General features: G+C 40.1%; 29 protein-coding genes. 12 read left to right on the top strand and 17 right to left on the bottom strand.

Features of this window, described 5'->3' with window-relative positions:
* Positions 1-2 precede the first annotated feature (2 nt).
* The 3 genes from AAFF35_RS03770 to AAFF35_RS03780 all read left to right on the top strand — a co-directional run bounded on the left by AAFF35_RS03770 (position 3) and on the right by AAFF35_RS03780 (position 2056).
* Positions 3-1085, top strand: a complete 1083-nt coding sequence (locus AAFF35_RS03770) for a winged helix DNA-binding domain-containing protein (RefSeq protein ID WP_342331082.1) — start codon at positions 3-5, stop codon at positions 1083-1085.
* 331 nt (positions 1086-1416) lie between these two features.
* The gene (locus AAFF35_RS03775) at positions 1417-1650 is read left to right on the top strand and encodes a hypothetical protein (RefSeq protein WP_342331083.1); all 234 of its coding nucleotides are present in this window, start codon (positions 1417-1419) and stop codon (positions 1648-1650) included.
* A 4-nt stretch (positions 1651-1654) separates the two neighbouring features.
* Positions 1655-2056 carry a GreA/GreB family elongation factor gene (locus AAFF35_RS03780; protein WP_342331084.1) on the top strand — a complete coding sequence of 134 codons (402 nt, stop codon included), beginning with the start codon at positions 1655-1657 and terminating at the stop codon, positions 2054-2056.
* Between the two features lie 59 nt (positions 2057-2115).
* Here AAFF35_RS03780 and AAFF35_RS03785 read toward each other — a convergent pair whose 3' ends face one another.
* Positions 2116-3090, bottom strand: coding sequence for an EamA family transporter (locus AAFF35_RS03785; RefSeq protein ID WP_342331085.1), 975 nt, complete (start codon positions 3088-3090; stop codon positions 2116-2118).
* Positions 3091-3098: 8 nt separating this feature from the next.
* Positions 3099-3578: an Lrp/AsnC family transcriptional regulator gene (locus tag AAFF35_RS03790; RefSeq protein WP_342331086.1), complete on the bottom strand. Its 480-nt coding sequence runs from the start codon at positions 3576-3578 to the stop codon at positions 3099-3101.
* 243 nt (positions 3579-3821) lie between these two features.
* On the opposite strand from AAFF35_RS03790, the gene AAFF35_RS03795 reads away from it, so the two are divergent.
* Both AAFF35_RS03795 and AAFF35_RS03800 read left to right on the top strand, forming a co-directional pair.
* Positions 3822-4340 carry a DinB family protein gene (locus AAFF35_RS03795; protein WP_342331087.1) on the top strand — a complete coding sequence of 173 codons (519 nt, stop codon included), beginning with the start codon at positions 3822-3824 and terminating at the stop codon, positions 4338-4340.
* Between the two features lie 141 nt (positions 4341-4481).
* On the top strand, positions 4482-4880 hold the full coding sequence (locus tag AAFF35_RS03800; RefSeq protein WP_342333353.1) for a hypothetical protein: 399 nt from the start codon (positions 4482-4484) through the stop codon (positions 4878-4880).
* On the opposite strand, the gene AAFF35_RS03805 is transcribed toward AAFF35_RS03800, so the two are convergent.
* The 4 genes from AAFF35_RS03805 to AAFF35_RS03820 form a co-directional block, all read right to left on the bottom strand.
* Positions 4861-5532: a response regulator transcription factor gene (locus AAFF35_RS03805; protein ID WP_342331088.1), complete on the bottom strand. Its 672-nt coding sequence runs from the start codon at positions 5530-5532 to the stop codon at positions 4861-4863. The genes AAFF35_RS03800 and AAFF35_RS03805 overlap by 20 nt on opposite strands.
* Before the next feature lie 3 nt (positions 5533-5535).
* Positions 5536-6324, bottom strand: a complete 789-nt coding sequence (locus AAFF35_RS03810; RefSeq protein ID WP_342331089.1) for a sensor histidine kinase — start codon at positions 6322-6324, stop codon at positions 5536-5538.
* Complete coding sequence (locus tag AAFF35_RS03815) at positions 6303-6842, bottom strand: hypothetical protein (RefSeq protein ID WP_342331090.1); 540 nt, start codon at positions 6840-6842, stop codon at positions 6303-6305. The genes AAFF35_RS03810 and AAFF35_RS03815 overlap by 22 nt, the downstream gene beginning before the upstream one ends.
* A gap of 119 nt (positions 6843-6961) precedes the next feature.
* Positions 6962-7333, bottom strand: a complete 372-nt coding sequence (locus tag AAFF35_RS03820) for a hypothetical protein (RefSeq protein WP_342331091.1) — start codon at positions 7331-7333, stop codon at positions 6962-6964.
* A 241-nt stretch (positions 7334-7574) separates the two neighbouring features.
* Between AAFF35_RS03820 and AAFF35_RS03825 the strand changes: the two genes are divergently transcribed.
* Complete coding sequence (locus AAFF35_RS03825; RefSeq protein ID WP_342331092.1) at positions 7575-8366, top strand: glycosyl hydrolase family 18 protein; 792 nt, start codon at positions 7575-7577, stop codon at positions 8364-8366.
* A gap of 98 nt (positions 8367-8464) precedes the next feature.
* Here the strand turns inward: AAFF35_RS03825 and AAFF35_RS03830 are convergent, their stop codons facing one another.
* From AAFF35_RS03830 to AAFF35_RS03850, 5 genes are all read right to left on the bottom strand, one after another.
* Positions 8465-9088 carry a phosphatase PAP2-related protein gene (locus AAFF35_RS03830; RefSeq protein WP_342331093.1) on the bottom strand — a complete coding sequence of 208 codons (624 nt, stop codon included), beginning with the start codon at positions 9086-9088 and terminating at the stop codon, positions 8465-8467.
* 144 nt (positions 9089-9232) lie between these two features.
* A complete protein-coding gene (locus tag AAFF35_RS03835) occupies positions 9233-10435 on the bottom strand; it encodes a DUF763 domain-containing protein (protein ID WP_342331094.1) in 1203 nt (400 codons plus the stop codon).
* Between the two features lie 342 nt (positions 10436-10777).
* Entirely contained in the window at positions 10778-11077 is a 300-nt protein-coding gene (locus AAFF35_RS03840) for a hypothetical protein (protein WP_342331095.1), read from the bottom strand.
* Positions 11074-13440, bottom strand: coding sequence for a TonB-dependent receptor (locus tag AAFF35_RS03845; protein ID WP_342331096.1), 2367 nt, complete (start codon positions 13438-13440; stop codon positions 11074-11076). Before AAFF35_RS03845 ends, AAFF35_RS03840 begins: the two co-directional genes overlap by 4 nt.
* Positions 13441-13610: 170 nt before the next feature.
* Entirely contained in the window at positions 13611-13994 is a 384-nt protein-coding gene (locus tag AAFF35_RS03850) for a hypothetical protein (protein WP_342331097.1), read from the bottom strand.
* 213 nt (positions 13995-14207) lie between these two features.
* Here AAFF35_RS03850 and AAFF35_RS03855 point away from each other — a divergent pair, with 213 nt between their 5' ends.
* Entirely contained in the window at positions 14208-14444 is a 237-nt protein-coding gene (locus AAFF35_RS03855) for a hypothetical protein (RefSeq protein ID WP_342331098.1), read from the top strand.
* A 2-nt stretch (positions 14445-14446) separates the two neighbouring features.
* On the opposite strand, the gene AAFF35_RS03860 is transcribed toward AAFF35_RS03855, so the two are convergent.
* The 4 genes from AAFF35_RS03860 to pfkA all read right to left on the bottom strand — a co-directional run bounded on the left by AAFF35_RS03860 (position 14447) and on the right by pfkA (position 18235).
* The gene (locus tag AAFF35_RS03860; protein WP_342331099.1) at positions 14447-15238 is read right to left on the bottom strand and encodes a hypothetical protein; all 792 of its coding nucleotides are present in this window, start codon (positions 15236-15238) and stop codon (positions 14447-14449) included.
* A gap of 159 nt (positions 15239-15397) precedes the next feature.
* Positions 15398-16399 (bottom strand): type I glyceraldehyde-3-phosphate dehydrogenase, encoded by a 1002-nt coding sequence (gene gap, locus AAFF35_RS03865; RefSeq protein WP_342331100.1) that lies wholly within the window; start codon positions 16397-16399, stop codon positions 15398-15400.
* Positions 16400-16403: 4 nt separating this feature from the next.
* Positions 16404-17246 (bottom strand): hypothetical protein, encoded by an 843-nt coding sequence (locus tag AAFF35_RS03870; protein WP_074609380.1) that lies wholly within the window; start codon positions 17244-17246, stop codon positions 16404-16406.
* Positions 17247-17248: 2 nt separating this feature from the next.
* Positions 17249-18235 carry a 6-phosphofructokinase gene (gene pfkA, locus AAFF35_RS03875; RefSeq protein WP_342331101.1) on the bottom strand — a complete coding sequence of 329 codons (987 nt, stop codon included), beginning with the start codon at positions 18233-18235 and terminating at the stop codon, positions 17249-17251.
* Positions 18236-18899: 664 nt separating this feature from the next.
* Here pfkA and AAFF35_RS03880 point away from each other — a divergent pair.
* A complete protein-coding gene (locus tag AAFF35_RS03880) occupies positions 18900-19589 on the top strand; it encodes an NUDIX domain-containing protein (RefSeq protein ID WP_074609385.1) in 690 nt (229 codons plus the stop codon).
* Between the two features lie 119 nt (positions 19590-19708).
* On the opposite strand, the gene AAFF35_RS03885 is transcribed toward AAFF35_RS03880, so the two are convergent.
* On the bottom strand, positions 19709-20566 hold the full coding sequence (locus AAFF35_RS03885) for an N-acetylglucosamine kinase (RefSeq protein ID WP_342331102.1): 858 nt from the start codon (positions 20564-20566) through the stop codon (positions 19709-19711).
* A gap of 464 nt (positions 20567-21030) precedes the next feature.
* On the opposite strand from AAFF35_RS03885, the gene AAFF35_RS03890 reads away from it, so the two are divergent.
* Genes AAFF35_RS03890 through AAFF35_RS03900 form a run of 3 tightly spaced genes read left to right on the top strand, consistent with a single transcriptional unit; the run spans position 21031 to position 24160 of the window.
* Positions 21031-22068 carry a GntG family PLP-dependent aldolase gene (locus AAFF35_RS03890; protein ID WP_342331103.1) on the top strand — a complete coding sequence of 346 codons (1038 nt, stop codon included), beginning with the start codon at positions 21031-21033 and terminating at the stop codon, positions 22066-22068.
* Positions 22069-22076: 8 nt separating this feature from the next.
* Positions 22077-23564 (top strand): acetyl-CoA carboxylase biotin carboxylase subunit, encoded by a 1488-nt coding sequence (gene accC, locus AAFF35_RS03895; protein WP_342331104.1) that lies wholly within the window; start codon positions 22077-22079, stop codon positions 23562-23564.
* An 8-nt stretch (positions 23565-23572) separates the two neighbouring features.
* The gene (locus tag AAFF35_RS03900) at positions 23573-24160 is read left to right on the top strand and encodes a riboflavin synthase (protein ID WP_342331105.1); all 588 of its coding nucleotides are present in this window, start codon (positions 23573-23575) and stop codon (positions 24158-24160) included.
* Here AAFF35_RS03900 and AAFF35_RS03905 read toward each other — a convergent pair whose 3' ends face one another.
* On the bottom strand, positions 24161-25300 hold the full coding sequence (locus AAFF35_RS03905; RefSeq protein ID WP_342331106.1) for a tetratricopeptide repeat protein: 1140 nt from the start codon (positions 25298-25300) through the stop codon (positions 24161-24163).
* A gap of 222 nt (positions 25301-25522) precedes the next feature.
* On the opposite strand from AAFF35_RS03905, the gene AAFF35_RS03910 reads away from it, so the two are divergent.
* Complete coding sequence (locus AAFF35_RS03910; protein WP_124579654.1) at positions 25523-25822, top strand: hypothetical protein; 300 nt, start codon at positions 25523-25525, stop codon at positions 25820-25822.
* Positions 25823-25859: the final 37 nt, after the last annotated feature.

The following is a 25859-nucleotide window of genomic DNA, read 5'->3' on the forward strand; positions in this document are numbered from 1 at the left end:
CGATGACCCTGGAGGATGTTTCCAATATTAGGCTGGTCAATCAGCAGATCGAAGCAAGTACCTTTAAAGAGGGAAAAGACCTGGTTTCCTGGATGGGAGCGATGCAGGCTCAGGATTATGCAATGGCGACCTGGGGAATCGGACTGAGGCTTCCTGGTAGTACGGAAAAATTAATTCAGGAAGAAATTGATCGTGGAGCGATTCTGAGAACACACTTGCTCCGGCCAACCTGGCATTTGGTCTCTACCGATGATATCTGGTGGATATTGGAACTCACAGCAGCACAGGTTAGGACGAAGTCAAGCTCAAGACTTAAACAATTGGGAATAAGCTCCGAGCTCTGCCTGAAAAGTAATCAGGTTATTGAATCTGCATTTATAAGCCACAAATATTTGACCCGCGAGGAATTGTATTTTGAAATGGAACAAAATAAGGTGGGCGGCGGTAAGGACTGTTGGTCTCACCTTATTTTTCTGGCCGAATTGGATGGTATTTTATGCAGCGGTATAAAAAAAGATAAAAGCCAAACTTATGCGATCCTTTGCGACCGGGTGTCGAGACCGGCTTCGATCAGCAGGGATGAAGCGCTGGCTAAATTGGCGTTTAAATATTTTTCAAGTCATTGTCCGGCGAGTCTCAATGATTTTATCTGGTGGTCAGGTTTGCCTATAACTGCTGCAAAAAGGGCGCTGGAGATCATAAAGCCAGGTTTTATTTCTGAGACTATTGCAGATCAGGAATTCTGGTTCCCTGAAAATTTTTCCAGATCTGCCCCTGTAGCCTCTTCTGTATATCTGTTGCCGGCTTTTGACGAGTTTCTCATCAGTTATAAAGATAGAACTGCAGCATTCCCTTTGAGGCATCACTCCAAAGCATTTACCAATAATGGGATTTTTCATCCGGTCATTGTAGTCGGAGGAAAGGTGAAAGGGATATGGAAGCGAACCATAAAGAAAAATAAGGTTTATTTTGAGTCGCAATTTTTTGACGATGTGTCTAAAGAGGTTTTAGATTTAACAAAGAACGCAGCCTTAAAATTCGCCGCATTTCTTGATAAAGAGATCGAGTATATTCAGCCAACCTAAGACAACATTTTTTATATCCGGGCATTTGGGCTATCTTTGTCTCAATGAATTCTATAAGGCAGTTAAATAAAACATACAACGATCAGTTTGCTACGCAATTGCGGACAGCAACCGCTATGTTCTGCCGTTTTCTCTCCCTGCAATACCGCCTGGGAGATTCTTTTCTTAAAAGCAGCAAGGACTTTATTAATTAAGCCCCGGCCTTTCTAAAGGTTTGGGGATGGTTACCTTAATTCCTTTTTCTTTTATCTTTTAATTTTTCTATCATGAAAAAATTGGACATGGCATCCCTTTTTGGGCTTGTGCTTATGCTGGTTTCTTTGCTGAACCTATGCGTTTTATTGCTTGCAATCTTATTGTTAAAACCAATATGGATTGGCTTTTCTATTGTCTTTTTTGTGTTGCTGATGGAAATGCGATTGCTGTTGATGAAATCGAAGATAAATCCTTAAGAAAGATGGAGAAATTAATCAGGAGGAGCCGGGATTTTGATGATTTGGCCCCAGTTGAGTTTCAGACTGGGGCAGCAGAATTTATCAAATTATTTGACCAATTTAATCCATAACTATATGAATACGACTTCATTAAAGATAGACAATACCCCCATTATTTTATCAACAGGAATTTTTGACTTGTTAAAAGATCACATCAGAAGAAGAAAATTAAGCAAATTCAATGAAGAAAAACTAAAGCTGGAACTTCGCTATGCGAAACAGGTATTAAGAAAAGAATTGCCGGAAGATGTGGTGACCGTAGATACCTGTGTCCGGGTAAAGGAGCTGGAATCCGGAAATGAATTTACCTATACCCTGGTGGCTCCGGGAAAAGCCAGAGATAAGCATAAGACCCTTTCGATCTTATCCCCAATCGGCGTAGCAATGCTTGGCTATGTTAAAGGAGCTAAGTTGCAATGGGAGATGGCTGATGGAATTAAAGCTTACCAGATAGAAGAGGTAACAAAACTGGGATAGCCTGGTCTTTTAACCCTGTTCAGGATCAGGTCCTGAACAGGGTGCTTATGGTACATCTCTTATGATTTGGAAACCTGCAATTCCGGGCTGGCAGGAATGGGCTTGGTACTGGCTCTATATTTAGCCAGATTAATCAGGAGTACGCTTGCCAGAATGACAATTAGCCCTAAAATCTGGATCAGGGTCACTTTTTCATTGGTAAAACAAACACTTAGCAATACCGCAACCACAGGATTTACATAGGCATAGGTGCTCACTTGTGTTGCAGGGCGGACACTTAGTAACCATACATAAGCACTAAAGGCTGCAATAGAGCCAAAGATGATCAGGTAACCGATCGATAGCCAGGCATCCAGGGGAATGTTCTGCCAATGAAAACCTTTGAATTCTGAACTCAAAAAGCTGCCCGGCAGGAAAGCAATCCCTGCAGCAATCATTTGCCATGCAGTATTCACGGCTACAGAACTCTGTGGATCGGATTTATACTTGGAGAATAAAGATCCACCAGCCCATGCAATCGGGCCAATCATCAATAAAGCCATTCCTAAAATCTGCATATTGCTTTGACTGGTATTCAGCGAATGCATGATCTGTTCTCCAAATAATAGAATAACTCCAATAAAACCTATGATGAGGCCTGCTATGGTAGATTTGCTGCTCAGGTTTTCTTTCCATTTTGGTTTATCCAGAATTACAAACCAGATGGCAGCGGAAGCGACCATGATGGCAACCAATCCACTGGGAATAAACTGTTCTACCCAAATGACGATACCATTTCCAATACCAAGCATCAAAAAACCGCTTATTGCTGCATATTTTATATTTTTCTTATCAAAGATTTGCTCTCCTTTGAAACGGCACCACGTCATCAGTAAGGCTCCGGCAACGAGGAAACGAAAAGTACCCAGGATAAACGGGGGGAAACCTGCAAGGGCTTTCTGAATGAAAAAATAGGTAGAACCCCATACGATATAAACGGTGGCGAAAGCCAGGTAGACCAGAAGGGGAGGGGCGGTTTTATTTAGGTGTGCCATAGGATGGATTATTTTTCAGGTATGACCAATTGTTGTTCTTCTTTTACTGTTTCCAATACAATCGTGGTTCGAATGGAAAGTATATTTGGGATTTTGCTAAATGAATTGCGCATTAAGGCCATTAGCGAAGCCGAATCTGTAGTCCTGACCTTGACCAGATAACAGTCATCGCCGGCAATAATGTGAACTTCCTGAACCTCTTTGAGTTTCGAAAGTTCATTTGCTGTATCCATACAACCAATGTTGTGCGGTGCTTTCAAAGAGATGAAGGCGAGTAATTTCAGGTCAACAGCAACAGGATTGATTCTTGCCGTATATTGAGTAATTACATTTTTTTGCTCTAGTTTTTTTACCCGCTCCAAAACTGCGGAGGGTGCCATTTCCAGTTCTTTCGCCATATGGACATTAGAGATCCTTGAATTTTCCTGCATTAACCTTAAAATGGCCAGGTCAATCTTATCTAAACTGATGCTATTTTCGACTATCATTCTGTAAATTTATATAAAATCAGAATTATATTCAGAATTATATTTAAAAATATGTTTTTAATTCTTGCTCACGTATTTTCACTGCAGGTCGCTGATCGTTTGTGTCTAGCGTCAGTTTGTGACCTAATCGTTTGTCTCGAATGCCCCCTAAGATTGACATTTACGACACCCCTTGAGCTCCTGATTTAGCATTAACTTAGGTATTGTTAATCAAATAATTTTTGAATCTCAAAATCTAACCAAATGGAAGCACTAAAAACAGATAAAAAAGCGTTCATCGAAGGGTTTATTTTGTTGTATGACCTGCATACGGCATTGTTTTCTAATGTAATCGAAAATATATCAGAGGAGGACGCGCATAACCGATTGAATACTAAAGCAAATCATGTGGCCTGGCTTACCGGAAGTCTTGTACAGGAAAGGTTTGATTTGGCAAACGCTTTGGATATTGAGGAGCAGCAAAAAGCTAACGCTTTGTTTGAAGGGCATAAAGGAGTTCAGGACCAGTTGACTTATCCTTCGTTAGCCAGTTTTAAAGAAAATTGGATAGACATTTCTCCCAAACTGCGGACTGCATTATTAGCTGTAAGTCAGGAGAAACTGGACAGTAGCGTACCAATGCCAGGTGGAGAGATGACCTTCTTCGATTGGGTTTTCTTCATTATTCATAGGGAATCTTATTGTATCGGACAAATCGGCCTTTGGCGGAGATTGCTTGGTTACGACGCGATGAGATATCCAATGGAACCTGAAAAAAAATAAAAGATGGATAAGGAAAAGATATTTAAAGAAATGGAGGAAACAATGACTGTTTTATCAGCATTGGTTTCCTCCTTTAGCTAGGAAGAAATTAACAACGTTCCTTTTGAGGGGAGTTGGACAGCTGCACAGGTAGTCAGACATCTGAACCTGTCAAATGCTGGATTTTTGGAGGTATTGCATGGACCGGATAAAGAAACTGACCGTCCTGTGGATCAGAAGGTGGAGCCGATTAAAGCTGATTTTCTTGATTTCACGACTAAGATGCAGTCGCCGGACTTTATCCTGCCTAAAGCAGTAATTTATAATAAAACTGTTTTGCTCAGTGCCATGGAGGATATAAAAGCCAGGTTTGCAGTGGTTATTAACACTTTAGACCTGAACAGAACCTGTATGGCATTTGAATTGCCTGGATATGGCTATTTTACCCGATGGGAAGCAATTTACTTTGTTATTTATCATAGCCAGCGACATTCACATCAGTTGAGAAATATTTCCCAAAAGCTGAAGAATACAGCAGGGACTATAGATCTGCGTCAATAATCTTATTTTTAAAAGCAAAAACAACAAGGCCTGCGACGTTTTTAGCCCCGGTTTTTACCAATAGGTTATTTCGGTGCCCGTCCACTGTTCTTAAGCTGATAGAGAGTTGATCGGCAATTTCAGCAGTGGTGAATTCCTTACAAATCAGGGTGAGGATTTCTTTTTCCCGTTGAGTCAGTGAGGAGCTGGCGTCGAAGCCTCTGACATTCGCTTTATTAAGCAACTTACCCGATTGCAGGGTTTTTAATACCATTTCATTAAAATAGAAACCATTGTGGAAGGTGGTTTCTATCGCATTTTTAAGCTCACTTAGCTCAGAATTTTTCGCAATATAACCGTTTACACCCTGTTGAATCATTCTGGTGATGTGTTTTTCTTCCCCATGAACTGACAATACGATTACCCTCACATCAGGGAAGGATGTTTTTAGCTTCCTTGTGGCTTCCATTCCGTTCATTTCCGGCATGTTCAGGTCCATGAGTACGATATCTGGTTTCAGTTCACCGCAGTCGTTCATGGCATTTAACAATTCTATTCCATTTCCAGCTTCGAACATCACCTCCATATTGCCGAAGCTTTTGATGTTATTCACGAGGCATTCTCTGAACATTAGCTGGTCATCGGTCACTGCTATTCTTATCAATCTGTTCATATCTTAAATTTTAACGGGAAAGTAAATGGAAACTCCAAATCCTTTTTGAGCGGTATGATAGCTCAGCGTACCACCATTCATTTCTACCCGGTTTGTAATGTTGTGCATTCCCAGCCCCCTGCGCACCTGTTCATGGTCAAACCCTATGCCATCATCCTGGTAGTCATAACTGACTTCACCATTGTTGCAGACCAGCATAATCTCCACCCGTTTTGCTTCGGCATGTTTGACCGTATTGCTGATCAATTCCTGCGTAATGCGGTAGAGGGCCAGTTCTATTTCCTGATTACCGCATTTATCGAGACCCTGACTCTCAAAATCTACCTCTAAACCATCCGTGCCTTCAAACTGGAAACACAATTCTTCTATTGCAGCCGCAATTCCGAACATTTCCAGCTCATTCGGAATCATGTTATGAGAAATTCTTCTGACGCTCATGATTCCCTTATCGACCAGAAGCTTACTTTCTTTAATGAGTTCAATACTCCCGGAAGAAGTATTGTGTTTTTTTTCAAATTGTATGATCTTCACTCCAAGCGTAGAGAAAATACTCCCTACCTCATCATGGAGATCTTTTGCAACCCTGCGCCTTTCTTCTTCTATCTTTTCAATGTTATTTCGGGTCAATTTCCGCTGGTAATCTGCTTCGGTTTCTTTTAATTGTACTTGTTGGTTATAGAATTTCTTCTGGTATACAAAAAAGAGAACCACAACGGCAGCACTAAGCAGGAACATCACGAGCATGCCGGTAAACATGAAAAAATAAACGTCTAAGCCTTCCTGCGTTGCCATAAACCTATAAAGATTAAACAATAGAGTACACAGGAGAGAAAAGCATGTAATTGCCAGACGATCATATTGAACTTCAGACTCAATGGCAAAATGTAATTGCTAAGCATAAATAAGAGAAAACTCCCCGAGAAATAAATGAAAAAACCGGTATTGATCCAGAATGTAGCGCTTTTCTCAATTTGTATGTACAAGGTTTGTTTGGTTATTTTATAATAGTAAAATAAAGAGGTACTGATAATAATGATGCTTTCAAGCGTACGCGGGTAAGTATTAAATATATGCCATTTTTGAATAAAGAATGCATTGATCACACAAAAGACAAGAAATCCTGAAATGAGTACGATGAACCAGACCTTATCAATAGCATTTTTAAAAACGATCTGATAAAATAACATGATTGTAGAGAATTCAATCATGGTGTAGATGTGAAGAACCGGCAGGTTATTTTTGCTGGAGATCCACAATGAAGCACTGTAAATGGCTAAAACCGCAATTAGTATTAAGTGAATGCTAATCACTTTTAACTCTTTTGGATAGGATCGGAAATGCTTTAATGAAAGTATCAATGGGCAAAAAATGAAGCCCATTGAAAAAATTAAAGTGAGGTATTCAACTTTTAGTATTTTAGAAAACATACTTATTCTGCTAATGGACTCTCTGGTGGTGGACAGGTTGGCGGACAAGGCATTGTGAAGTCAAATATGTTGCTGTCTTCTTTAGCGTTCGCAGCCAGAGAAACTTCAGTATTGATCATATCACGGCCATATATATCTGCCGGAACCATAATTAACCGTTGCTCTCTTCCTTTTTCCATTTCTGTGTCCCAGCCAAAATAAACACGTACATAACTCGCGCCTTTTTCTTCTACCATGTCTTTTAATTCCTGTGCATCAATTAAATAAGATTTGATAAAGTTGCCGCGCGCTGCCCAGGCCCGGGTGATTTGCTGAGCTTCCGATAATGGGATCTCAAAGATACTTTTGTCGTGTTTAGACGAGTGACGTTCCATGTTTGTTGTTATTTTAAGTTATTATTTGATTTGTAAATCGAATGGCATTCTTTTAATTGGTTAATCTAAAATAAACATTTTTTGTTGAGTGGATTGATTATTTGCGCTGTATTTATATTTGTTACGCTCATGTTATTTATATGGGTATAAATACCTGTTTTTGATTTCGGGTAATCCAACGCGTATCTGGTTATCATCAATTGATGAACTTTAAATATCATTTTTAACCCTTGATTGATTTATGAAAGCTCCTGATCCTCTTTTTGTTACTTATTGGCTAGGCTACGCAAATCAAAAGATGATCATTGAAGAGCTCCCGAATGGAATTGACGTCATCAATCTGTTCCTGATTAATCTGGATCCTCAAAAGACATTGCAACACCTGTATCTGACCAGTAACGGAATGACCTGGGCCAGTATTCTGGCAGGGGTAAGGATACAGCAAAACAGAGGGGTTAAAGTTTTGGCATCCATTATTAGCTCGCCCAATCCACAAATATCCTGGAATACCATTACTGATCCTGCGGCTTTTGCAGCAGATGTTTACGATCTGGTGGTGAATACCTGGGGATTGGATGGAATAGATATTGACCCTGAAATGGGAGGAGATATTCCCAATGAGACATTTATTGAAGTAGTTTGGCAACTGTCTAAATATTTTGGGCCCAGGTCTAAAACCGGGAAGACGATGAGTTATGTCACCTACCAATACTATGCAGATGAACAATTATTGAAACAATGTAATGGATTGTTTGATTATGTGGCATTGATGGGGTATTTCTGGGATCTAGAAACAATGATTAGCCAATTTGAATTGTATGCAGGTCTGGTGAGCAGTAAGAAATTGTTGTTTGGCGTACAACCTGGTCATCATCAGGCCACTTCGTTAGGGGAGGCAATTCAGTTGAGCAAATGGCAGCCTGATAACGGACTAAAGGGAGGGATGATGCTTTTTAACATTAATATAGATAAAGACTTTCACTATACAAACGGGTTGATTAAGATGCTTAAATCTAGGGAGTTGACATCATAACCGGGCACCCTACATAAAATTATATTGCTCTCAGGCACGTGAACGGGGTAGATTCTCAGGATTTACCGCCGTTTACTATTCTCCCTAAAGAAAGCTGCTTATAATTTCTCTATTGATTTTCCGAAATACCAGCAGATCCAGCTAAAGAAAGGCGCGGCAATTACATCTGCCGTATAATGTACGTGTTGAACCAATAGCAACACCGCGATGATTCCGGAAGCGATAAAGGCAATTGTTTTCTCTCGCTTTTTCTCCAGGCATAAGGCACCCAGAAAGAGCGTAGCTGTATGTCCGGAAAAGAAAAGGTCTTTTGTAATCACATTCGAACCGTAGAAGACTATGGAACAGGGATCTACCAGTTCTATGATTTCTTTTGGCGGATGAAGAGGAACGATGGAAATGGTAATGATCCTTGCCGCACAAAGAAATATATAGGCCCATAATGCGGTGAGACAAATCGAAGTGTTTCTGGACATGCGTATCAGAAAAAAGATAGACATTCCGTAAAGTAAAATAAATATATACAGAGAAACGTCAATAGCCGGAATCTGAGCCAATACCCAGTCATTGAGTGTATATCCTTTCTCCCTATTTTCAACATAGGAGAAGAAATGGGGGATAAAAATCAGAATCAATGCAAGAATAAAGATTCCCAGGATAAATTTAAGTCTGAATGGCGGGTAATCCCAGGCAATTTGCCAGGAGAATTGTTTAAACTGCATTAAAAGGTTTTGTTGGTATTTCTAAATATAAATTGAACAAATAACGGAATTAATCCCCTATAAAAGAATAACCTGACTAAGAAATATTAATTATTCTACGAAAAAAACAAGATGTTTAAACAGGTAATTTGGTACTTATTGCAATTAAAACAAACTGAGTTGATTCTTTGAGGGAGGTTTTGCATCACCAAAAACAGTTTTACCTCTATATTTCCAGGAATCGTTGCGTTCTTTTTGAATCAATTCTTCAAAATTATCATTTGGCATGAAGTCTTTTTCTGCTTTTCGGGCAAGTTCTCCTAATTTAAGGATCGCCTGTTGTTTGTCCGACTGACCGATCCTGGCTTGCTGGATGGCTTTCCCAAGCACCTGGATCGTCTCATCATAGACTTTTAGGGGAACAGGAAAAGGATGACCATCTTTTCCGCCATGGGCGAAGGAAAAACGTGCAGGGTCTGTAAAACGGGAAGGCGTCCCATAAATAACTTCACTAACCAATGCCAGAGACTGTAATGTTCTTGGTCCAAGACCTTCCAGTAATAGCAATTCTTCAAAATCTGCCGGACGTTTTTCTTGTGTGAGCCATAACATGGCACCCAGGCGTTTTAGGTCTATATCTTTTGCTTTTACTTCATGACGGTTGGGCATGATCAGTTTTCTGACTTCTTTGAGGATGCGTTCCGGACTTTCTGTTGTCATGGATAACATGGTGCTGCGGGAAGTCCGAGCTTCTTTTGCAACAAGATTTAAGATCTGGCCCTGGTTGATGCCACAAATTCCGGTGTGAGGTTCTTCTACAAAAGAAGCCAGAGCAGAAGAGTGCCAGTGGTACCTTCTGGCAGTAGCACTATCATTTCGCATTCCTTGCTGAACGACAGTCCACAATCCCGCTGAATTGACTATAAAATTATGGGTGTAGAGCTGGAAGCCATCCTGGATAGCGGTATTGTCTACCTTAGCACTCAACCTGCTACACCTTACCAGTTCATTGCCGTCAAGACCGGTATGTTGAGCGATGTTTAACAATTCAGCCGGAGTTTGTCTGGACTTCAGGCCTTTTCCTCCGCAAATATAAATGCCCAATTCCTTGCTCCTGGGATTGATGGCCCCTTTTAAAGCGCCCATTACTGAGGTGGTAATCCCTGAGGAATGCCAGTCCATTCCCATTACCGCACCCAGGCTTTGAAACCAGAATGGATCACTTAAACGACGTAAGACTTCGGCCGTGCCATATTCTGCAATGATTGCTTCTGTGATGGCAAGCCCTAAACGAGACATGCGTTCTGCAAGCCATTTGGGCACATAGCCATAATGTAGTGGCAGATCGGCAGTTCCGGAGGATTTCATTACTAACAAATTTAGTAAAAAAATCATCAATAAATGAATTTTGTAGACTTTAGCGTAACAACAAGAAAGGGATGCTCCATCCAGACGCATCCCTTTTCTAACCAAATATAAACCTGTATGAAACGGTTTTTTCTTAAATATCGTTATCTTAATTTCTGCTATGTATACATGAATTATGCCAAAATATATAATTAGCTTAATGGTATCGTTTTTTTACTTTTCTTCACCAAAGCAAGGCTCCTGTAATGGAGAGTAAACCGGGTAGCAAACCAATCATCACATATAGTGCTTTAACCGGAGTACCGCCGAAAGTGCCTGCGTGTAAGGGAAAGAAGGTAGCCTCTATCTTTTCCCAGAATATGGATCAATACTCATCATCCCTAAATCATAAGTGCTGATTTTTCCGTCATTCTGGTACAACCGGAATTCATACGCTTCCTCAGTTGTTGCATTGGGATTTAGCCAGGCTATGCCGGTTAAATTTGGGTGCTGCTGACCAATGCTCCTATAAATAGTATCCAGTGGCCATGGCTGTCCTGCAGAGCCACTCAGCCCCAACAACAAAAGGAAGATGCCGCTGATCAGGCCCAGCCAGCTGTGTAAAGAGAAAATCAGGACCCGTGTGAAATTTATTTTTCTCATTTGATCTGGTAACTTAAACCAATTCTGTAGTTAAAAGGATCTCCCAGACCTCCGGTTACCGTACTTGACCTGCTGCCTGTGAAATAATGTTTATCCGTTAGGTTGTACGCATTAAACTGGAGGTTGTATCGACCCTTGCGGTAGTTAACGGCGGCATCAATTACCGTGTATTCCGGAAATAGAAAATTCTGGTTGCTAATGAGACCAACCTGATTGCTTACATACCTTAGACCGCCAGCAATTCCCAGGCCCTTAATCAGACCGCTATTGACGTTATATTTTAACCACAGATTGGCCATATGTTTAGGTGCATTGTTAAAACGATCCCCTTTTTTTCCAAAAGCGCTTGTGCTTAATATGACGTGTTCATTATACGCATATCCCGCTATTACATTAAAGTTGTGTATCGTTCCCATAGCGGTAAATTCGATTCCTCTGCTTCGTGTTCCATCAATTGCAGCCTGACGGTGGGAATTTTCTTCTGTTGGTGCAGGTGCCAGAATATTGGCATAATTGATTTGGTAAAGCGATACATTGGTTGACAACTGCCGGTTAAAGAAATCACCTTTATATCCAATTTCATATTGCGTCGCTTTGCGGGTAGGGAAGGGGCCTCCGGAAAGTACATTGTTGGAAGTCTGAGGATTAAATGATTTAAGATAAGTCCCGTAAATGGAGATATTTTCAGCTGGGAGGTATACCAATCCCAGGCGAGGGATGAGACCTGAAGCCTGTAACTCATCACCCTGTTTATTGTCCCTGATCGAAAGTGGTGTTTCTTTTGCATTGTACGAATCGTACCTCAGGGATAGTAATGCTTTTAACTGTCTGCCGAAACTGATTTGGTCTTGCAGGTATATGCCTACCAGATTTGTAATGCGTTTGTTGTCATCAGACTCTTCTGCTGCAACCGAAGCTGCCGGTGGATCATTACTATAATCAGGATTAAATATCGAAATTCTGGAGGCCGCTTTGTATTGGTAATCATTTTTAGTCCATCCGTATCTATTGTAATCCGCACCTCCGATCAATTGATGTTTTAAGGGACCTGTTTTCGTTTCATAAGCTAAATAAGCGGTGGTCTGAAGACTGAAACGATTGGTTTCCCAATCCTGGTAACCTCTGCTGATGGAATCATTTTTAATCTTCCCTACAGGTATGTGATCGGTATAATCCAGTATGTTATTGACTACTCTTTGAACTGCGGTCATTTTCAAACGGTCATTGAAACGATGATTGAAGGTCAGTGTTGCCGAAGTGTTATGGGTTTTTCCATAATCCGTAGGACTTTGAACCGTTAAGTGATCCGGGTAATAATTGAAATCAAAAGTGCCATCCGGTCTTGTGCGGATAAAGGTCCCATTGTCGTACTGTTGTACGGTCTTTTGATAAGCATAATTGATTTCCAGATTCAAATCTGTTTTATCAGAAAAGAGGTAAGTTAAGGAAGGGGCAATGAAGATGTTTTCTTTGTTTTGACCGTCACGAAAGCTTTTCGATTTGTCATATCCTATAATAGCGCGGTAAAGCAGTTTCTTATTTCCGGACAATGGTCCTGTCAGGTCAAGGGATGCCCTGCGGAAATTCCAGCTGCCCAGCGCTAATTCTATGCCGTATCTGTTTTGCGCCATTGGTTTTTTGGTCATGAAATTGACCACACCACCGGGTGCACCTTCACTAAATAAAGCGCCCGAGGGACCACGTAAAAGCTCCACTGACTCTACATTATACAACAAGGGCTGCTGACTCCATAAAAATAGATTTCCCCGGATTCCGTTATACAGTAGAAAACTGGCATCTGTTGGCGAATAAGCGGTGAATCCACGCATATTGAAAGAGCCATTTCCATTATTTGCTTTCATTCCCGTAAACGTACCTGCGATCTCGTTTAAGGTGAAAGCCTGACGGTCTTTTATCGCCTGAGCCGATATGATTTGTACCGATTGGGGCGTACTTAATAATGGAACATCCATTCGGGTAGAACTGCTGGAATTTTGAACCTGATATGGATTCTTTATACCACTAATGACCACTTCTTTCAATTCTTGCTTACTTTTAGACAATTGTAAGTTGAGGATCGCAGTTTTTCCCGTTTTGATGATCAGGTCTTGTTTACTGGCAGTATATCCGACATTAGAAACGATCAGCATATAAATTCCGGCAGGAATAGCATTTAAAATGAAATTTCCTTCTAAATCCGTTTTCGTGCGGATGTCCGTGTTTTGGAACTGAATGGAAGCACCTGATAGGGGCTCCCCCTGAAAGGACACGATATTGCCTTTTAACGATCCGGTGCCTGATTGTGCAAGTAATTTACTGCTGAGGAGGAATAAAAATATAATAGAGAAAACCTTGATTTTCATTTTTGTATTTGTTTTTTTTAAAATAATGAAGGAGACCAGGCTAAAAAGCAGGGTCTGTATTAGGGAGATGAAAGACTTATATTTTCAGGAAAAATTCTTCAACAAAAGACAGGCTTCTTTAAATGAAGTCGTGTTCCATGCGGAAATAGAATTTTCAAAAAATAAAAAGATTAAGCAGCCCTGAACTGGGGTGGTTTAAAAATATCGTTGGAAAATGAGGAAGGTTTAAAATGAAGGTAAAAGGGATTAAAGTCTCTTCTTTGAAGTGACAGCAGGCATTCTACTATTTTAATCCGGTTCATTCTGCAGAAAAAAAGAACATTTGCTTTCTCCTGACTTTGAGCTCTTTGCTTTTCTTCATTTTGCTCGGCCTGTTTTAGTTTTTTTGCTAAAACGCACCTGCCGTTACAATGCATTTGAGGCTTGTCTTTATTCTCACAAAGGGCATTGGCAATGTAATTCTGATTCATTTTAAACGCCAGCATAATCCCTGCCTTATTAAAGGATTGCAGGGCGATGATCAGGAGTAATAAAATGCAGACGAATCTTCTCAATTAATGACTTTTAACGGGTGCAAAGTTATCATAAAATCGGGAAATTCATTTACCGGTAAATTTCTGCCGTTCGGCGGTGTTTTTGTCCACTTTAGCCATGAGGTACTTTAGTTATTTTAATAGAAACTGCATCTTTAATTTAAATATCAGATGAGGAGCATTGAGGTTCACAATTGCCCACCATCACATTTAGAAATATTAAATCCTACAGCAATGAATATTGTTATTTTTAAAACTTCAGTTCAGGGAAAAAGCGACCTGATCTCTATAAAGCCAATTATGAACACCCTGTTCGGGGAAAAGAACTGGTCCTTTGCCTTTGAGGATGTCGATAAGATCCTGAGGGTGGTGAGCTCGGTTCCCTGTGTTGCGGCGGTAAGACAGATTCTAATGGACAATGGCTTCCTCTGCGAGGAACTTCCTTATTCACTAGACGAATTCAAGGTTTAACGCTACTTGAATTCTTTAATGTCCACGATCCTGTCGTCGTCATTGTATTTCAGAAATGAAATGCTTTTTTTGTTTTTCTGAAAACTATAGTTGTTTTGAATCCAGGCATATACCCCTGGGATATCCTGAGGAACATCTCCCTTTAATACTTCTGTTGATACTTCAGCTGAAGGATAGTGAACCTGGTATAAAGATCTTTGAACCAGGAAGACCGCAGTTTGTCTGTCTGGAGACATCAATAAAAACTGGCCCTGAATTCTTTCTGCAGGATTTTGTCTTTTTAGGAGGTAAACCTTGGCATTCACGTTCGTAATAAAGAAATCATTGTCTACCAGATAGCCTGCAGCACCCACTCTATTGATTCCTTTACTAAATTTTTGATCCTGGCTGCCACTGGAAGCGCGGTACAAACTGATCACTTCCAACCCCTTTCCCTTAAGGCTGATCAGGTAAGATGGAGCAACTAATCCTGTGCTGTCGGCCAGCTGGACCAATAAACATGTTTTTTGTGTATTGATGAACTGAGCAGAAGTAAATTTATCACTGGATTTACTCTTGTCGGAGGCATCGGTTTGAATGCGAACTATAGTATCTCTAAACCTTACGCTGAATTGTTGAGGATTGCTATTAACCACGTTATAAATGGTCAGGGAATCCGATTTTTGTTCCGGATAACGGTTAAAGCCTTCATTTTTGGTGAGTATCCTTGGAAGGTAGGTTTTCGTTTGTTCCTCTTTTTTATTGCATCCAACAGAAAGAGTGATTAAAGCAAGGGCATATAAGAATAGCTTCATAACCAGTAAGTAAGAAAGGAAAATTAATTTTCTGCAAAGATAAAAAAGAATAGGATGATTCCTTAGGAAATAATACTATTGATCAATAAAAACAAGAAAGGGATGTTCCATCCAGACACATCCCTTTTCTAACCAAATATAAACCTGTATGAACGGGTTTTACTTTAAATTTCCGTAGTACTCTACGAATTTAGCTAATGCATTAGAATAGCCCCATTCGTTATCATACCAGGAAACCACTTTTACGAAGTTGTCATTTAATGCAATACCTGCATTTGCATCGAAAATTGACGCATGATCATCTCCTATAAAGTCAGAAGAAACAACTTCATCTTCTGTATATCCTAATACACCTTTCAAGTAACCTTCAGAGGCTTCTTTCATGGCAGTTTTAATTTCTTCGTAAGTAGCCGCTTTTTCTAAGCGTACCGTTAAATCAACTACAGATACGTCAGCTACCGGTACACGGAAAGCCATACCTGTTAATTTTCCTTTTAAAGCAGGGATTACTTTTGTAACCGCTTTAGCAGCTCCTGTTGCAGAAGGGATAATGTTAGAGAAACCTCCACGTCCACCTCTCCAGTCTTTCGCCGAAGGACCATCTACTGTTTTTTGTGTTGCAGTAACCGCGTGTACTGTACTCATTAAACCTTCGATGATACCGAATTTATCGTTTAATACTTTAGCGATTGGCGCTAAACAGTTAGTCGTACAAGAAGCGTTGGAAACCACAGTTTGATCAGCAGTTAACTGTTCGTGATTTACACCCATTACATAGGTAGGGATCGAATCATCTTTAGCCGGAGCAGAAAGAACAACTCTTTTAGCACCTGCCTGAATATGTTTCTCTGCATCAGCCTGAGTTAAGAACAAACCAGTCGACTCAATTACAGTTTCTACACCTACTTCATTCCATTTCAAGTTTGCAGGATCTCTTTCTGCTGTGATGCGGATGGTTTTTCCGTTTACTACAAGGTGTCCGTTTACTACTTCAATTGTACCATCAAAACGGCCGTGAGTAGAGTCGTACTTTAACATATAAGCCATGTAATCCGGCTCCACTAAATCATTGATCGCAACAATATCTAATCCTCTTTTTAAAGCAGCTCTAAAAACCAGTCTGCCGATACGGCCAAAGCCGTTTATTCCAATTTTGCTCATTTTGTTAATTTGAATAGTAGTTTAGTAAATTATATATCGGTTCTTTAGTAATCGATGTAATTTCCAGCTGGTGTCTTTTTGCAGTCGCCCGCAATTCCTCCTGGAAGTTTCCCGCAACAAGACCTACAAAATGTATTTCTTTTCCGGGGTGTAATTTCATTGTTGGCAGTAAATAAGTATTAAAATAACTTTCAAAACCTTTTTCGATGATGTCCAGAAGGAATTTATCCGTTCTGTTTTCCAGGAAAAAGTCAAAGAAAGAACTTAAGAACTGTTGCGCCATCGGGCGCTTATAAACGCGTTCTAAAATCTGTGGGCGGTCAAGGTTATATTTAACCTCAAACTTCTTCTGTAGGTCTGCAGGTAACTTTTCCTGTACAAAATTCTTCAGAAGTGTTTTTCCCAGGTAATTTGCAGAACCTTCATCTCCCAGGATATAGCCTAGTCCAAAATTGTTCTTCTCCGGATTCTTACCGTCAAAATAAGCACAGTTTGCACCGCTACCCAAGAGTCCGACAATCCCACTGTTGTTATAGCAAGAAGCTAATGCAGCACCATAAAGGTCATCTTTAACAGATATTTTGCTATACCTGAAGAATTGGCCTAAAGTTTCGGCAAGCTCATTCCTTCTTTCCTCTGATGAAGCACCGGCAGCGAAAACATAGATTTTCTTAATGCTTTCCGCATGGTTCACCAGGATGGATTTTTTATTTAAAAACTGGAGTATAGATTTCTGATCATTAAAGCAAGGATTAATTCCCGGCATACTACATTCTGCAATGGTTTTCCCATCTCTGGCAATTTTCCAGAAGGCTGTTTTTGATCCGCTATAAACTACTGCTATCATAATTATATTGATAAAACTTTAGTCATCTCCAACAAATCGCTTTCCAGTTTGAACGTATGTCTTGTTAACGCTTCATCTATACTTGTTGTCTTTACATCATTACCACGTAGACCAACCATTTGCATGGTACTTCCTTTTAGCAGTTCGTTGATGGCTGCAAAGCCTAAACGACTTCCTAAAATCCGGTCGAAACTACTTGGACTACCGCCACGTTGGAGATGTCCTAATATAGTTACTTTCGTGTCATAGTGGTTAAATCTTTCCTTAACTTTTTTCGCAACATCGTAAGCACCACCATCTTTATGTCCTTCAGATACAATAACGATGCTGGAAGATTTTTTTGTAGAAGCACCTACTTCCAGCTGAGAAATCAGCTCATCCAGACTTGTTTCCTTTTCCGGTAACAACACTGCTTCTGCACCGCTGGCGATGGCACTTCTCAAAGCAATACATCCCGAATCCCTGCCCATTACTTCAATAAAAAATAAGCGGTCATGGGAATCTGCAGTATCTCTGATTTTATCTATCGCTTCAATAACGGTGTTTATAGCCGTATCGTATCCAAGCGTAAAGTCAGAACCGTATAAATCATTGTCAATTGTTCCTGGAATTCCGATCACCCGGATGCCGAATTTTTTACCGAAGCGTTGCGCACCTGTAAAGGTTCCATCTCCTCCGATTACGACCAATCCATCAATGTCACGGGCTTTTAAGTTCTGAAAAGCCAGCTCCATTCCTTCTTCAGTTTTAAACTCAAGGCAACGTGCGGTCTTTAATATGGTACCACCAAGGTGAATGATGTTACTAACGGATCTTGCATCCATAGGCTTGATGTTGTTACTGATCAATCCCTGATATCCCTGCAAAACCCCAAACATGTTGATACCATTGTATATTCCGGTCCGTACTACTGCTCTGATGCAGGCATTCATTCCGGGAGCATCTCCTCCTGATGTTAATACGGCGATATTTTTAATATTTGGTTTCATGATTTATGATTACGAATATAGCGTGTATTTTTTACACTAAGTAATTTATTTTTAAATTTCCTGCCGGAACACAAAAACCGTGTTCCAATTTGTTTACGTTTCAAAAAGAATAATAAGTTTATTACATGCGTTTTAAACCTGTTTTTAAGCTGTTATTTGGAATAAAAGAGAAAAACAGGATTAATCCTATGGGCCCTTACCTCACCTTAGTCTGGAATCCCTTCTTCCAGATTCTGACAATATTCTGGCAAAAGCCGATTCATCCATTTCTAAAAATGAGACGAAAACCTTAATCCAGATGATAAGCAGCTGCAATATATAAAAGAGTATGGAAAAATTCAGAATTAAATTTGGTGTAATAGCAGAAGGAGTTCCTGCGCTTTCTTTTACCCATCTTCATAATTGCTCCTGTAGAAAAACGGCTGAAAGAATATTTGCAACATTTTTTCTATAATTCTCTTTTTCATTTTGTTTTTAACTTAAATCCTGTTAATCTTGTTAAAACAGGATATTATTTAAGAACTTTAAAAGATTAGCTCCAATAATAAGGAGGGAAAAAAGGGAAAAAAGATAGAGAAGATCAAGTAATCTAAAAAAATGAGGTGCCTAAAAGAGATTTGAAGGCCGATTTAAGAAATAAGTTTGTAAAATAAAATTTAATATTTTGAAAGAAGTCTTACCAAAATTTAATTCCACTTTCTCGATTGATTGTGTGTTGTTCGGATTTGATGAAGGAGAATTGAAAATTCTTTTGATCGAAAGGAATGAAGAACCGTTTAAGGACTGGTGGGCCCTGCCGGGGAATATAGTTTCCGAAGATGAAAGTTTGGACCAGAGTGCGTCCAGGATTTTGCATGAGCTAACTGGACTTGGCGACGTTTACATGGAGCAGTATTATACTTTCGGTGATGTGAACCGACATCCTCAGGGTAGGGTAGTCAGTATTGCCTATTATGCGCTCCTGAGGCTGGGAGGAGATAAAGCTTTAAAGCCATTGAGCAATTATGCCAAACAGGCACATTGGATTAATGTAAAGGATCTGCCTAAGCTGGCATTTGATCATCAGCAGATCTTTGATAAAGGTCTGGAAAAAATTAAGAGAAGAATTAAACATCAGCCCATTGCTTTTGAGTTGTTGCCGGAGAAGTTTACGCTTACCCAGTTGCAGAATGTTTATGAAATCATTTTGAATAAAAAACTGGACAAAAGAAACTTCAGGAAAAAGATGCTGAGCTTCGGCGTGCTGAAAGACCTGGATGAAAAACAAAAAGGAGTGTCCTTTCGTGCAGCAACGCTATATAAATTTGATAAACGCAAATATGCGAAGTTGTTTGGAAAAGAGATTTCCTTCTGAAAAAAGAAAGAGCCTGTCCTGAAACAGCTGGATAGCTAGCCTAAAAGCCCAAATGGATTCATTTGGGCTTTTATCATTTAAAAAAAAGCAGCTTTTTTAAGGAAGCTGCTTTGAATAGTTTATTTATTTACTGCGGAGATGTGGTAATCTACCAGATCATCTATAGGAGAGCGGATGATCTTGCCTACGCCCATCTCGTATCTGTCTGCCACAATGCTCAGGATGTCTCTGAAGCTGTAACCTACAGACCCTACACAGTTTAATGAGTACTCTTTATAATTCGGATAATGAATCACCAGGTTCTCAAAGAACGCTGTAAATGCATAATCTACTGTAGAGAACGTATAGTCTTCATAATTGTCTTTGAAGTCGTATAAGAACTTACTGAAACCAGCACAGAAGCGGTTTGGAAGTGGTTTGTTATAGATGTGGTCAAAAATATCCTCATTGGTTAAAGCGAAGTTATCATAAAAACTTTCTCTAAGACCTTTAGGCATATAACCTTTCATATAATCACTCAGAATTCTTTTTCCGATGAAACATCCGCTACCTTCATCTCCAAGGAAGTAACCCAGAGAATCAATGTTCAGGGAGATGTCTTTACCGTCATATAAGCAGGAATTTGTTCCTGTTCCAAGGATGGCAGCAAAACCCGGCTCATCGCCTAATAATGCTCTGCAGGAAGCCAATAAATCATGGCCTATATTGATCTCCGCATTCGGAAAAATCTGTTGCATGGCATCTGCTACAATTTTGCGCTTGGCATCAGTGGAGCAACCTGCACCGTAATAGTTGACCTGAGTTAGTTTCTCTGTTTCTAAATGATCCGGAAGAGATTTTTTTAACGAACCAACAATATATTCTGTATCTGAGAAGTATGGGTTATATCCTTCTGTATTAAAATGAATTTTCCTACCTGCTTCATTAATTAAACACCAATTGGTTTTGGTTGAACCACCATCTGCAATAACTATCATCTTAATTTGTTTTTTTCGGGATAAAAGTAAATAATCCTAACACTTTTGTATGGTTTTTTTTCATAAATGTAATTCTTTAGTTTAAGTTTTTAAATAATTATCCGCTTTTAAATGGTTAAAAACGCGGTTTTTTGTAATTTTATTTATTGATTTAAGGTTACCATATTGTTAAAAAAACACTAAGCTAAAATACGCTTGTTATTTTGAAATCCAAATTTAAAATCAAGCATTTACAAGAAAGGTTTTTTTTATTGGGTCAAACTGCGCTTTTGGCATAGAAAAAAACCTCAATTGGGCAATTGTTAAACGATTTAGTACCCATTTATAGCCAATTTTTATAAAAAGGCATAAAATTTAAAAAAGAGGGGAAGAAACTTAACAATAGTTTTACACAAAGGTTTAGTTTGTAAATAGAAGATAGATCGCCGGATTTTTTGAATATTTGTATTCATTCGTAAATGACTATGGCAATAAAAATTGATTTTAGAAGCGATACTGTAACCAGGCCAACGGAAGGTATGCTTGCTGCAATGATGAGTGCAAAGGTGGGTGATGATGTGTTTGGAGAAGATGAGACGGTTCATAAACTGGAGACCAAACTCGCAACGATGTTCAATATGGAAGCAGGGCTTTTTTGCCCCTCAGGAACCATGACCAATCAGATTGCCATCAAATGCTTCACCCAGCCTATGGACGAGGTGATTTGCGACCAGTCGTCACATGTCTACCGTTACGAAGGCGGAGGAATTGCTTATCATTCTATGGCTTCTGTCAGACTGCTGAACGGCAATCGAGGGATACTAACCCCGGAATTGATTGAGCCTGAAATTAACGAAGAAAATATTCACTATCCGAACTCCAGCCTGGTGGTCCTTGAAAACACCGTCAATAAGGGTGGGGGAGCCTGTTATAATTTAACGCAGATCGAGCCCATTCATACCTTATGTAACATTAAGGGGTTAAAGCTTCACCTGGATGGTGCCCGGATTTTCAATGCGTTGGTTGCCACCGGCGATCATGCAAAGAACTATGGACAGTATTTCGATGGCATTTCCATCTGCCTTTCTAAAGGACTGGGCGCTCCGGTAGGGTCGGTACTTCTTGCCTCTAAAGAAACCATTAGGAAGGCGAACAAAATCAGGAAAGCCTTTGGTGGTGGAATGCGTCAATCGGGTTTTCTGGCTGCCGCAGGAATTTATGCACTTGATCATCACATAGATCGTATGGCCATTGATCATCAGCATGCCAAAGCCCTGGCAGCAGCATTAAGTCCTTTGAATTATGTGGCTTCGGTCATGCCTGTGGAGACCAATATTGTGATTTTTGAAGTTGCTGCAGGATTTAAAGCAGAAAACATCATCCACCTGCTGGCCGAAAAGGGAATTGCCTGTAATATGATGGGTACTAATATCAGAATCGTGACACATCTTGACATTTCTTCTGAAATGGTCGACATGGCGATAGAAAACATAATACATTTGCACCCAACGGGGCATAAATAACCTATTAAATGAAGAAAATCCTTATAGCCAACAGAGGCGAAATCGCATTGCGAATTATGCGCTCTGCACGTGAAATGGGCATAAAAACCGTAGCCGTTTATTCTGAAGCCGACCGGGAAGCACTTCATGTGCGTTATGCAGATGAAGCCATTTGTATTGGTCCTGCGGCTTCCAGTCAAAGTTATTTGTTAGGAGAGAAAATCATTGAGGCCTGTAAAATTACCGGCGCTGAAGCCATTCATCCCGGATATGGTTTCTTATCAGAGAATGCTTCTTTTGCACGATTGGTGAAAGCTTCAGGGCTAATTCTGATCGGCCCTACACCCGAGGCAATGGAGATCATGGGAAATAAGTTGTCTGCAAAAGCAGCGGCCTTAAAGTATCAGATTCCAATGGTACCAGGAACGGAAGAGGCGATTACAGATGTCAGCGAGGCAAAATTAAGAGCAGTAGAGGTTGGTTTTCCAATCCTGATTAAAGCTGCTGCCGGTGGTGGTGGAAAAGGAATGAGGGTGGTGGAGCAGGTTTCCGATTTTGAGGAGCAGATGCAATTGGCGGTAAGTGAAGCAACTTCTGCTTTTGGTGATGGTTCTGTCTTTATTGAACGTTACGTATCTTCCCCGCGACATATAGAAATACAAGTACTGGGAGATACCCATGGCAATATTGTCCACCTTTTTGAAAGAGATTGCTCTGTTCAGCGCAGGCATCAGAAAGTGGTGGAAGAAGCTCCTTCCAGCGTGCTTACGGAAGAAATCCGTGCGAAGATGGGGAAATGTGCAGTTGATGTAGCCCGCTCGGTAAACTACGTAGGCGCCGGAACAGTGGAGTTTATTCTGGATGAAAATCTGGACTTCTTCTTTTTGGAGATGAATACCCGATTGCAGGTAGAACATCCGGTAACGGAAATGATCACCGGACTGGACCTGGTCAAGGAACAAATCAAAATTGCCAGGGGTGAAAAGCTTTCCTATCGTCAGGAAGACCTTCACATTAATGGCCATGCGATGGAGTTGAGGGTATATGCGGAAGATCCTGAAAATAATTTCCTGCCTGATATAGGCCTGCTGGAAACCTATAAAACACCGAAAGGGAATGGGGTGCGGGTGGACGATGGTTTTGAGCAGGGGATGGAGATTCCGATTTATTATGATCCCATGATCGCTAAGCTGATTACTTACGGCAAGACGCGGGAAGAAGCCATGGACCGCATGATTCGCGCGATTGACGAATATCACATTACCGGGATCAAAACTACCCTGGCTTTTGGTAAATTTGTCATGCAGCATGAGGCCTTCAGATCGGGAAATTTCAATACGCATTTTGTCAGTAAATACTTTAACCCGGAACGCTTAAAGGAAGAAAATCCGGAGGAAGCACTGATCGCCGCATTGGCAGGAGCGATGTTTTATAAAAAGACAACTACCCTGGTCAATGAAGCACTTCAGGCAGAACAAGTCAGCAACTGGAAAAGAAACAGAACAAATTATAATTAAATACGCAGATGTTTACAGGAATAATTGAAACACTAGGAGAAATAGAAAGTATCAGGGAGGAAGGAACTAACCTTCATTTCGTCGTTCAGTCTGAATTGAGCAATGAACTGAAGATCGACCAAAGTGTGTCACATAACGGGGTTTGCTTAACTGTTATCGCATTGACTGAAAATACGCATACCGTAACTGCAATTCAGGAAACCCTGGAAAAATCCAACCTTGATGATTTAAAGGTCGGAAGTAAGGTAAATCTGGAGCGTTGCATGCAAATGAATGGACGTCTTGATGGACATATTGTGCAGGGACATGTGGATCAGACAGCAGTTTGTGTAAAGAGAGAGGAGCTGGATGGCAGTTGGGAATACCGCTTTAAATACGATTCCAAAAATGGAAATGTGACCGTAGAAAAAGGTTCTGTTTGCGTGAATGGGATCAGTTTAACAGTAGTCGGTTCGGCGGATGACGAATTTTCTGTATTCATCATCCCTTATACCTTTGACCATACCAACCTTCACCAGGTCAATGTGGGTGATGCCGTAAATATTGAATTTGATATCATTGGTAAATATGTGGCCCGCTTAGTTGGCCGTTCGTAATTACCTTTTCAATTCTTCTACTTTATTTTTTATAAATGTGATCAGCTTGGGTTGTTCCTGCGGATTAATCGTTTTCAGGTATTGATTGTAATAGCTGATCGCATTTTTTTTATCATTGAATTTGTTCTCATATACAAGGGCGATATTGTAGTATAAACTGCCGTTGTTTTCAAAGAGCAATCCTCTTTTGTAGGCTGTATTTGCCTGTTCATTCTTATCGATGTTCTCAAAAGAATCTCCCAAAAGACCATAATAACTTGCCACTCCCGGAGAAATGGCAGCCTTGATCGTTTTTTCTAAATAAGGCACTGCATTTTTATAGTCTTTAATCCCGCGATAGCTCAATGCAATATTGTAGAGCAGACCTTCATTTTCGGCGGAAGTACTTTTAATCTTTAAAAAATAATCTAAAGCCTTTTGGTATTCCAAGAGCAAAAAATGGCTCTTGCCAAGGTTGTTGAGTACAAAAGTAGAGCTATCTCCATAGCTGAGTAGCTTTTCTCCCGTTTCAATGGCTACCTTATATTTTTTTGAACCCATGCTCACCGGCATTTTCATTTTGAGCAACTGAAAATTGCTGCTGTCTGCTTTGAGTGCCGGTTCCAGAATATCTTCTGCTTTTTGGAATAAATTACTCTTAAAATAAATCTCACAAAGGTCAAAAACAACGTCTGCATCCGTTGGATTTATTTTATTTGCCTTTTGTAAGTTGGCGATCATCGGACCAATTTCCGCCTGTTCTTTCGCGATTCTGGCGAGTTGCTTATAGGCATTAAAGCTATTGCTATCCAGTTTAAGGACCTCGTTGAAGTATTCTTTTGCTTTGATATTATTCCCCCTTCTGATATTGATATTGGCGAGGTTAAACAACCCTGAAATGTCAGCTGGCTTTTCCGCATACAGCTTCAGATAATTCTTTTCTGCTTCTGGAAGTTTTCCGGCCATCAGGTAAGCGTAGGCAAGCTGAGAGAGTTCCTTCGGGTCTTTGGTATCTTCCTTATAGGTGCTTTGCAGGTACTGTGCGGCCTCTGCATAGCGCTGGGTTTGAAAATAGTCAAGTAATTTCTCTTTATCTACCACTTGTGCCTGTACAAATTGAACGTTTGCAAAAATCAAAAGGAGGGAAAGAAGCTTTTTCATCAGTATATTTTTTATGGTGATGAAGCCGCCTGCTGATGACGGTTTCATCAATTATAATAGGGTTTTCGAAATCGGTAATTGATAAACTAAGTTATTAGTTATTCGTTAATAATCCAAATCTGAATATCATTATCTGCTTTTTATCGAAAAAAAGAAAACATATTGGCCTGTTAAACGGTTGGTTAAGGTATACATCAATTGATAATATTAATATAAAAGCATATGGATACTTTAAAAAAGTTTGAATTAATGGAGAAGATTGTCAGAGAGTTGGAAGATTTACAACACTCGCAGCAGGCGATCATCCAGAAGATAGGGAAGATCGAAGTTGACAATATTGAATTGGGAGATAAAAGACTAGATAAAGACCTGCCTGATATGCACCAAAGGGTTTCAGATAACCTGGATACTATCGTAGGCATCCTTCAGTATTTTGCAGATAAAACTCAAAACTTTGGAGATAAAAACAACGTAGATGCGTTAAAAGAAAGACAGGCAATTAATGATGCCACTGGTAACTAGCCAGACAAATCACAGAAAAAGCCAGCACAATTGCTGG

Origin of the sequence: Pedobacter sp. FW305-3-2-15-E-R2A2 (assembly GCF_038446955.1) — a bacterium.
Classification (GTDB): domain Bacteria; phylum Bacteroidota; class Bacteroidia; order Sphingobacteriales; family Sphingobacteriaceae; genus Pedobacter.